Raw genomic sequence first — 8,727 nt, 5'->3', positions numbered from 1 at the left:
ATCTCTTCACCGACGAGGAATGCTACAATTTCTTCAAAGCCGCCGGATATGAAACCGATTAAACGCAACAGGCTCTAAGGCCGGAGGTAAAGCCCGTCGCGGCTGACGGGAACGGCGCGGCGTCGCGGGCTCAGGATCGTCGATCCCACGGCCCTTGCTGCCAGCCGCAGTTTTTCGGCCTTGGTCGTGGACAACCGCCCGTTCCAGGCATCCGGCCCCGCGGCCCGCAGCTTGACGCCGATCTGGCGATAGATGTTGCGGGCGGCGGCGATGGCCAGCGCCGGGCGGCGGGGCAGGGCGGCGATGCCCGTGTCGGCGCTGCGGTAATAAACCTCGGCCTGGTCCAGCAGGCGCAGCGCCGCGCGGTGCAGGGCGGGGCGCTGGCCCGGGTCGTCGGGGTCGATGGCGCCGATCCCCTCGGCGTCCAGCAACGCGCGCGGCAGATAGGTCCGGCCGATCCGGGCGTCGTCGATCACGTCGCGGGCGATGTTGGTCAGCTGAAAGGCCAGCCCCAGGTCGCTGGCGCGGTCCAGCACGGCTTCGTCCCGGACACCCATGATCCGCGCCATCATCACGCCCACCACCCCCGCGACGTGATAGCAGTAGTCCAGCAGGTCGTTCATGTCGCGATAAACGCGGCCCTCCACGTCCATCGCGAACCCGTCCAGCAGTTCATCGACATGGCGATGCGGAATGCTCCGGGCGGCAACGACGCGCGCCAGCCCCGCATAGACCGGCGCCGCCGCCTTGCCCCGCAGGGCGCGGTGCGTCAGGTCGCGCAACTCGGCCAGCCGCGCCGCCGGGTCGCCCCCCGCCCCTGCGGCAAAGCCCGCCTCCTGCCCGTCGATCACGTCATCGGCATGGCGGCACCAGGCGTAAAGCATGACGCAATCCTCGTGCATCCCGGAAGGCAGGAAGCGCGAGGCCATGGCGAAGCTTTTCGACCCCACGGCGATGGATTGCCGGGCCTGGTCCAGGGTCGCGTCGGTCATGCCCGCTCTCCGATCATCAGCGAGGCGGTGGCTTCGGCCGACCCGACCACGCCGGGGATGCCCGCGCCGGGATGGGTGCCCGCGCCGACGACATACAGGTTTTCAAGCCGGTCGTCGCGGTTGTGAGGGCGGAACCAGGCGCTCTGGGTCAGGATAGGCTCGACCGAGAAGGCCGATCCCAGATGCGCGTTCAGTTCGGACCGGAAATCCAGCGGCGTGAAGTGACGCACCGTCATCAGGTCGCGCCGCAGGTTCGGGATGTAGCGCGCTTCGAGATAATCCAGGATCCGGTCGCGGTAAACGGGCGCGGTGCGTTCCCAGTCGGGATCAACCGTTCCCAGATGCGGCACCGGGGCCAGCACGTAATAGGCGCTGCACCCTTCGGGCGCGAGGCTGGGGTCCGTCACCGAGGGCGCGTGCAGATACAGCGAAAAGTCGTCGGCCAGTTCCCTGCCCGCGAAGATCTGGTTGACCAGTTCGCGGTAGCGCGGGCCGAACAGGACCATGTGGTGCCGCAGATCAGGTCGCGGTCCGCGCAGCCCGAAATAGACCACGAACAGCGACATGGAATGGCGCTTGGCGGCAAGCCGCTCGCCCTTGGGATCGCCCAGCAGCGCGCGATAGGTGTGAACAACGTCGGCATTGCTGGCGATCATGTCGAAGGGATGGCGCTGCCCGCTCGCGTGGATGGCGGTGGCGCGGCTGCCCTGCGTCTCGATCCGGTCCACGGGGGCGTTCAGGTGGATGGTTCCGCCCAGTTCCCGGAACAGCCGCACCATGCCCGCCACAAGCGCGCCGGTGCCGCCCTTGGCGAACCAGACGCCGCCCTGGCGTTCCAGCGCATGGATCAGCGCATAGATCGACGAGGTGGAGAACGGGTTCCCCCCCACCAGCAGCGTGTGAAAGCTGAAGGCCTGGCGCAGGCGTTCGTCCCGGATGTGGCGCGCGACCATGGAATGAACCGACCGCCAGGCTTGCAGCCGCGCCAGTTGCGGCGCGGCGCGGATCATGTCGCTGAAATGCAGGAAGGGCACGGTGCCCAGCTTTTCATAACCTTCGCGATAGACGTCGCGGGAATAGGCCAGGAACCTGCGATAGCCCTGGACATCGGCGGGGTTGATGGCGCGGATCTGGCGCTCGATCGCGTTCTGGTCGTCGGCATAGTCGAAAACGGTGCCGTCCTCCCAGCAAAGGCGGTAGAAGGGATCGACCGGCAGCAGGGTCACGTGGTCCGCCATGTCGCGGCCCGACAGGCGCCACAGCTTCCTCAGGCAGTCGGGGTCGGTGATGACCGTGGGGCCCGCGTCGAAGGTGAAGCCCGCGTCGTGATAAACATAGGCCCGCCCGCCCGGCTTGTCGCGCTTCTCGAACACGGTGGTGGCGATGCCCGCGCTTTGCAGGCGGATGGCCAGCGCCAGACCGCCGAGGCCCGCACCGATGACGGCGGCGGTCTTGCCGGAAGATGTGGTCATGCAGGTCTTTCCTTCAGGGTTCCCGGCAGGCAGCGCAGCGCCTTGGCAATCGGCACGGGCGGCCGCCCGGTCAGGATGCGCGCCTTGTCGGCCAGGGTGCTTCGGCCCGCGTAAAGGCGTTCGATCAAAGGCTCGGGCAGGCGATAGAACCGCTCCATCACCCGGCGGCGCTCGTCGGGGGCGGCGGCCTCGAACAGCATCCGCGACAGCAGGCGGTAAAAGCCCTGCGCCCTGGCCTCGGCCAGCGAATCGCGGCGCAGGGCCTTGGCCAGGGACCAGGGGCCCTGGCTCCAGTGCCGCGCCACCAGGTCGGCGCCGCGTGCGGCATGGGGCAGGCTGTAGCCCGTCAGCGGATGAAAGCGCAGGGCGCGCAGCCCGATGGCCGGAATGCCCGGCGGCAGGGATTTCCAGAAGGCGTCCGCGTCAAAGCGCAGGGTGATCGGCAGGACTCCGGTTTCCTCGCGCACCACGGCGGCGATCTGCCAGCCCCGGGCCGCGGCGTAATCCGCGATGTCGGCGCGCTGGCGATCCGCCGACAGGCGGGCCGCGTCGGAATAATAGGTGTCCTCGACCAGCAGGCGCGTGTCGTCGAACGGCAGCAGGTAGAAGAAGCGATAGCCGTCCTGCTGCGGAACGGTGGCGTCCATGATGACGGGCCGGGTCAGCCCATGGGGCGCGGTCAACCGAAGCTCCTGCCCCAGAAACTTCTGGAAGCGCACCTCGACCGCCGGGTGGGGGCGGAAGCCGCGGGCGTCGATGGCGACGCGCGCCTCGATCCGCTGGCCGTCCGACAGGGTGACGCCGCGCCCGTCGATCGCCGCGACCCGGGCTTGCAGCGTGGCGACATGGGCCAGCCGCTTCAGCGCCGCGCCCAGGCTTTCCGCGTCCAGCGAGGCATAGCCCGCCCGCAACCGCCGCGTGTATCCGGGAAAGCGCACGTCCTGTCCGTCCCAGGTCCGCCGGACCGCCGGGGAGAGCCAGGCCCGCTGATCCGCGTCCAGGTCGCCCTCGTGGAAGGACCAGGTATGCCCCGCCAGCGGATCGGGCTTGGCATCGACCAGCAGCACGCGGCACGCAGGCGCCAGCCGCAGCGCCGCCAGAGAGGCGGACAGACCCCCGCCCGCGATCACGATGTCAGGGGAATGCGCTGTCATATCCCGTTGATCTTGTGGCCCCTTGTCATGGCGAACGGCGCCCTTATCGTGGCAACGATGAAAGACGAACACCGTTCCGCCGCCCCGCCCCTGATGCGACGATCTGCCACGCCGGCGCCGGTTGCAAGCGATTTGCCGCGTCCGCGCGGACGCGGCGGGCAGGCCGCGCTGCTTATCGTGCTGGCCCTGACCGCCAAGCTGGCCTTTCTGGCGGTTCTGCAACGGCCGCTGGGCTGCGATTGTTCGCAGATCTGGGCCTTGCCCGGCGATGTGCGGCTGAATTCGCGCACGGTGCTGGACCCTTACAGCCTGCTGCACCTGATCTTCGGCGCGGTGCTGGTCAAGCTGGTCCGGTGGAAGCGCCCCGACTGGTCCTTGTGGACGCTGCTGGCCGCGGTGATCGTCAGCGGCACGATCTGGGAAATCGTCGAGAACCTGCCCGTCAGCATCGCCATGTTCGGCTATTCCGCGGGCGATCCGCTGGCCTATCACGGCGACAGCGTTGCCAATTCGATGGCGGATACCGTGATCGCGACGCTGGGCGCGGTGCTGGCGCTGCCGCTGGCGGGATGGCTGGTGGCGCTGATCGCCGTGGCGGGCGAGGTTCTGTTGTCGCTGTGGGTGGGCGACGGGTTCCTGATCACCCTGTGGCGCGCGTTCGGGAACTGACAAGCGCCTCGATCCTGTCCACCGCGCCCGCCGCGCCCGGCCATCTGTCGGCCTGTGCCGCGAAGCCGCGGGCCGAGGCGCGAAAGCGCGGGTCCGACAGCAGGCGCGCGGCCGCGTCCCGGATCCGGGACGAACCGCGCTGCCAAGGTTGCAGCCGCAGCCCCGCGCCGCATCGGGCGATGCGCGCGGCCACGCCCGGCTGGTCATGGGTCAGCGGCACGGCCAGCATCGGCACGCCGGCGGCCAGGCATTCCAGCGCGGTGTTCAGCCCGGCATGGGTCACGCAAAGGTCGGCGCGCTCCAGCACCGCCTGCTGGGGCACGAAGGCGCGCACCCAGTCGGCGGGAATCGCCCGCGCCCGATCCTCGGACAGGCACCCGGCATGGGACACAAGCACCTGCGCCCCGGCCTGCCGGCAAGCGGCCGCGATGCGCGACAGCAGCCCCGCCCGGTGGCCTTGCAGCGTGCCGAGCGAGACATAGACAAGGGGCCGGCCCGGATCCGGCCGGATGTCGGAGGGGAACTCCTGCCTCTCCTGGCCGCGCCGGAAAGGGCCCAGCTGGGCGATGCGGGCACCGTTCGCCGGACGGGGATAGTCGAAGCCCGGCACGGTCTGCGACAGCGTCAGGTCGGGCGACAGGCAGTCCTGAAGCCGCCGCAGATCGCCCAGGTTCCAGGTCCGCGCCCAGCGGCGAATCACCCGCGACTGCGGCAGCATCAGCAGGTCGGCCACCCGCTCGCCCCCGGCGTTGCGGCGCAGCCCCCGGGCGCTCGGGTCATGGGGCCAGCCCAGGAAGGGCAGGGGGATGCCCGGTTCCGGGTCCATGGGCACCGCGCAGGCGACCGACACCAGCGGCACCCCGAGCGCGCGCGCCAAGAGACCGGAGGCAGGCTCCATCTGGTCGCCCAGGATCAGGTCGGGGGCAAGCCCGCGCAGGACGGGCGGGGCGTCGCGGCACAGCCGGCCGGTGCGCCGCGCGCCCGCCAGGATCTCGGCCGGCAGGCGGCGGGGCTGCGGGCGGGCCGGGGGTCCGGGCAGGGCGGCCTGGGCCATGCCGCCTTGCAGGGCCACGCCCGGTTCGGTCACGAACACCGCCTCGTGCCCCCGTCGGGTCAGTTCAAGGGCCAGGGCCTCGAAGGCGCGCAGGTGGCTGGGCAGGGGCGGGGTGATCAGAACGGCGCGCATGGAACCTCGGGCGGCGTGGGGCACGCCCGTCCTGCCACAATCGGCGGCGGGTTGCACTTGTGCTTTCGACCGTGTTGGCCGCAGGGTAAGGGGAAGGGAGGAACAGCGATTGCCGGTCAGTCTGATCATCTTCGATTGCGACGGCGTGATCGCCGACAGCGAGGTTCTGTCGGCCTCGGTCCTGATCGGCCAACTGGCGGATGCCGGCATCGCCGTCACCCCGGCCGATGTGCGCCGCGATTTCCTGGGCCGCAGCTTTCCGACCGTCGCCCAGTCGATCCGCCAGCGGTTCGGACGGCCCTTGCCCGACCGGTTCGAGGCGGATTACCGCGCCCGCCTGCTGGACCGCTTCGCGGCGGAACTGGGGCCGACGCCCGGCTTCATGGCCATGCTGGACGCCTTGGCGGCGCCAAGCTGCATCGCCACCTCGTCCAGCCCCGAACGGGTCGGCCGGACGCTGGAGGTGCTGGGCCTGGCCGACCGTTTCGCGGGCCGCGTGTTCACCGCCAGCCAGGTCCGCCACGGCAAGCCCGCGCCGGACCTGTTCCTGCTGGCCGCCGACCGCATGGGCTGCGCGCCCGCCGACACCCTGGTGATCGAGGACAGCAGCCCCGGCATCGCCGCGGGCCTGGCGGCGGGGATGCATGTCCTGCATTACGCGGGCGGCGCCCATCTGCGCGGGGCCGAGCCGACGCGCCTGCCGCCCGGCATCCGGTCCTTTGACAATTGGAGCCGATTCTCTCAACTGTTGAGCGATCTTCAGGAAGGAGCCCGCGTCCCGTGAACGCCACCCGTTTTTCCCCCCAGGCGGTGCGGCTGGACGATGCGGCGCGCGCGGGCTGGCTGTATTACGTCGCGGGCAACACCCAGGACGAGATCGCGCGCAAGCTGGGCGTCAGCCGCCAGTCGGCGCAGCGGCTGGTGGCGATGGCGGTCAGCGAAAAGCTGATCAAGGTCCGCGTGGATCACCCCATCGCCCGCTGCATGGATCTGGCGGGCGCGCTGTCGGAGCGCTTTGGCTTGATGGCCTGCGAAATCGTTCCCTCGGATCCCGGCGCGCCCGGGCTGCTGACGGGCGTGGCGATCGCCGCGGCGGCCGAGCTGGAAAAGACCCTCAAGTCGCCCGAGCGGCGAATCGTCAGCCTGGGAACGGGCAGGGCGCTGAAGGCGACCGTCGAACAGCTTCCCCGCATGTCCTGCCCGCAGCACGTGGTCGTGTCCCGCCTGGGCAACATGATGCAGGACGGATCGGCCTCGCCCTACAACGCGACGATCAGCCTGGCCGAACGGATCGGGGCACCGCACTATCCCTATCCGCTGCCGGTGCTGGCGCGCGATCCCGCCGAACTGGCCGCCATGCGCGGGCAGGAAGCCGTGCGGAACACCATCCGCCTGTGCGAGCAGGCCCATCTGTCGCTGGTCGGCATCGGCCAGATGGACCGCAGCGCCCCCTTGTTCGTGGACGGCTTCGTCAGCGCCGCCGAGATGGACGAACTGGCCGCCCTGGGCGCCGCGGGCGAGATCACGAGCTGGGTTTACGATCGCGAGGGCCGGGTGATCGACTGCGCCTTCAACGCCCGCGTCGCCTCGGCCCCGCTGCCGCGCGCGGCCGAACGCCCCGTGATCGCCGTTGCCACGGGCGAGGCGAAGCTGCCCGCGATCCGGGCCGCCCTTGTCGGGCATCTGGTCAACGGGCTGATCACCTCGGAAGCCACGGCCGAGCGTCTGCTGGCGCCCTGAGATCCGCAACCCCGCCTGATCGCAGCAAATTCGCCGCTTTGGCGGATCGGTTGTCCGTGTCAAACTTTGCCGATTGACAGAAGCCGACAGCTTTGTGAATATTTGCCCGTCGCTATGGCAAATGCCCATTCGACCAGGGAGGATAGCATGACCATGACTTTTCGCGCCCTTTTGGGTGCGACGGCGCTCTGCGCCACCGCCGGCATCAGCGCCGCGCAGGACAACGTGACCCTGACCATCGCCACCGTGAACAACGGCGACATGATCCGCATGCAGGGGCTGACGGGCGAATTCACCGCAGCGAACCCCGGCATCAACGTCGAATGGGTGACGCTTGAAGAAAACATCCTGCGCCAGAACGTGACCACCGACATCGCCAACCAGGGCGGCCAGTACGACATCATGACCATCGGCACCTACGAGGTTCCGATCTGGGCCAGGCAGGGCTGGCTGGTGCCGCTGGAATTCGGCGACGACTATGCCGTGGACGACCTGATCCCCGCCGTGCGCGAGGCGCTGTCGGTCGACGACAAGCTTTACGCCGCGCCCTTTTACGCCGAATCGGCCATGGTGATGTATCGCACCGACCTGGCCGAGGCCGCCGACGTGACCATTCCCGAAAGCCCGACCTGGACCGACATCATGAACGCCGCCAAGGCCATGACGGACAAGTCCAAGGAGCAATACGGCATCTGCCTGCGGGGCAAGCCCGGCTGGGGCGAGAACATGGCCTTCCTGACCGCCATGGCCAACAGCTATGGCGCGCGCTGGTTCGACACCGACTGGAAGCCGCAGTTCGACAGCGCCGAATGGAAGGCCACGCTGACCGACTATCTGATGATGATGAACGAGTACGGCCCTCCCGGCGCGTCCTCGAACGGCTTCAACGAGAACCTGGCGCTGTTCCAGCAGGGCCGCTGCGGCATCTGGATCGACGCCACCGTGGCCGCCAGCTTCGTGACCGACCCCGAGGATTCGACGGTGGCCGACAAGGTGGGCTTCGCGCAGTTCCCCAACAAGGAAGGCGTGGACAACCACGGCAACTGGCTGTGGGCCTGGAACCTGGCCATTCCGACATCCTCGGACGCGCAGGACGCCGCCAGGACCTTTATCGCCTGGGCCACGTCCAAGGGCTATACCGAGCTGGTCGCCAGCAAGGAAGGCTGGCGCGCGGCGCCTCCGGGCACGCGGACCTCGCTTTACGAGAATGCCGAATACCAGAAGGAAGCGCCCTTCGCGGCGATGACCCTGACGGCGATCAATTCCGCGAACACGCAAAAGGCCTCGGTCCAGGACATCCCCTATACGGGCGGGCAGTTCGTGGCGATCCCCGAATTCCAGGGCATCGGCACGGCGGTGGGCCAGCAGTTCTCGGCGGCCCTGGCTGGGCAGATGTCGGCGGATGACGCGCTGGCCGGCGCCCAGGGCACGACCCTGCGCGAGATGACGCGCGCGGGCTACATCAAGTAACGAGTGGCGTTTTGCCGTGAAGCGCCGCCCGGCCTCCTCCTCCG

At 69.3% G+C, this 8,727-nt stretch carries 8 protein-coding genes; 4 read left to right on the top strand and 4 right to left on the bottom strand.

Annotated elements, in window-relative coordinates:
* Positions 1-74: 74 nt before the first annotated feature.
* Genes ACFOM8_RS21985 through crtY form a run of 3 tightly spaced genes read right to left on the bottom strand, consistent with a single transcriptional unit; the run spans position 75 to position 3,618 of the window.
* Complete coding sequence (locus ACFOM8_RS21985) at positions 75-992, bottom strand: phytoene/squalene synthase family protein (protein ID WP_377764519.1); 918 nt, start codon at positions 990-992, stop codon at positions 75-77.
* On the bottom strand, positions 989-2,464 hold the full coding sequence (locus ACFOM8_RS21980; RefSeq protein WP_377764518.1) for a phytoene desaturase: 1,476 nt from the start codon (positions 2,462-2,464) through the stop codon (positions 989-991). The genes ACFOM8_RS21985 and ACFOM8_RS21980 overlap by 4 nt, the downstream gene beginning before the upstream one ends.
* Positions 2,461-3,618: a lycopene beta-cyclase CrtY gene (gene crtY, locus ACFOM8_RS21975; RefSeq protein ID WP_377764517.1), complete on the bottom strand. Its 1,158-nt coding sequence runs from the start codon at positions 3,616-3,618 to the stop codon at positions 2,461-2,463. The genes ACFOM8_RS21980 and crtY overlap by 4 nt, the downstream gene beginning before the upstream one ends.
* 93 nt (positions 3,619-3,711) lie before the next feature.
* Here crtY and ACFOM8_RS21970 point away from each other — a divergent pair, with 93 nt between their 5' ends.
* Entirely contained in the window at positions 3,712-4,287 is a 576-nt protein-coding gene (locus ACFOM8_RS21970; RefSeq protein WP_377764516.1) for a DUF2585 family protein, read from the top strand.
* Here ACFOM8_RS21970 and ACFOM8_RS21965 read toward each other — a convergent pair.
* Positions 4,259-5,473 (bottom strand): glycosyltransferase, encoded by a 1,215-nt coding sequence (locus tag ACFOM8_RS21965; RefSeq protein WP_377764515.1) that lies wholly within the window; start codon positions 5,471-5,473, stop codon positions 4,259-4,261. The two genes, ACFOM8_RS21970 and ACFOM8_RS21965, sit on opposite strands and share 29 nt — an antisense overlap.
* A 109-nt stretch (positions 5,474-5,582) precedes the next feature.
* Here ACFOM8_RS21965 and ACFOM8_RS21960 point away from each other — a divergent pair, with 109 nt between their 5' ends.
* The 3 genes from ACFOM8_RS21960 to ACFOM8_RS21950 all read left to right on the top strand — a co-directional run bounded on the left by ACFOM8_RS21960 (position 5,583) and on the right by ACFOM8_RS21950 (position 8,683).
* Entirely contained in the window at positions 5,583-6,257 is a 675-nt protein-coding gene (locus tag ACFOM8_RS21960) for an HAD family hydrolase (protein ID WP_377764514.1), read from the top strand.
* Positions 6,254-7,213 (top strand): sugar-binding transcriptional regulator, encoded by a 960-nt coding sequence (locus tag ACFOM8_RS21955; protein WP_377764513.1) that lies wholly within the window; start codon positions 6,254-6,256, stop codon positions 7,211-7,213. Before ACFOM8_RS21960 ends, ACFOM8_RS21955 begins: the two co-directional genes overlap by 4 nt.
* A gap of 147 nt (positions 7,214-7,360) precedes the next feature.
* On the top strand, positions 7,361-8,683 hold the full coding sequence (locus ACFOM8_RS21950; RefSeq protein ID WP_377764512.1) for an ABC transporter substrate-binding protein: 1,323 nt from the start codon (positions 7,361-7,363) through the stop codon (positions 8,681-8,683).
* Positions 8,684-8,727: the final 44 nt, after the last annotated feature.

The organism is Paracoccus angustae (genome assembly GCF_042648745.1).
Classification (GTDB): Bacteria; Pseudomonadota; Alphaproteobacteria; order Rhodobacterales; family Rhodobacteraceae; genus Paracoccus; species Paracoccus angustae.
Note: the sequence above shows the minus strand (reverse complement) of the source record. Positions and strands in the feature narration are given on the sequence as shown.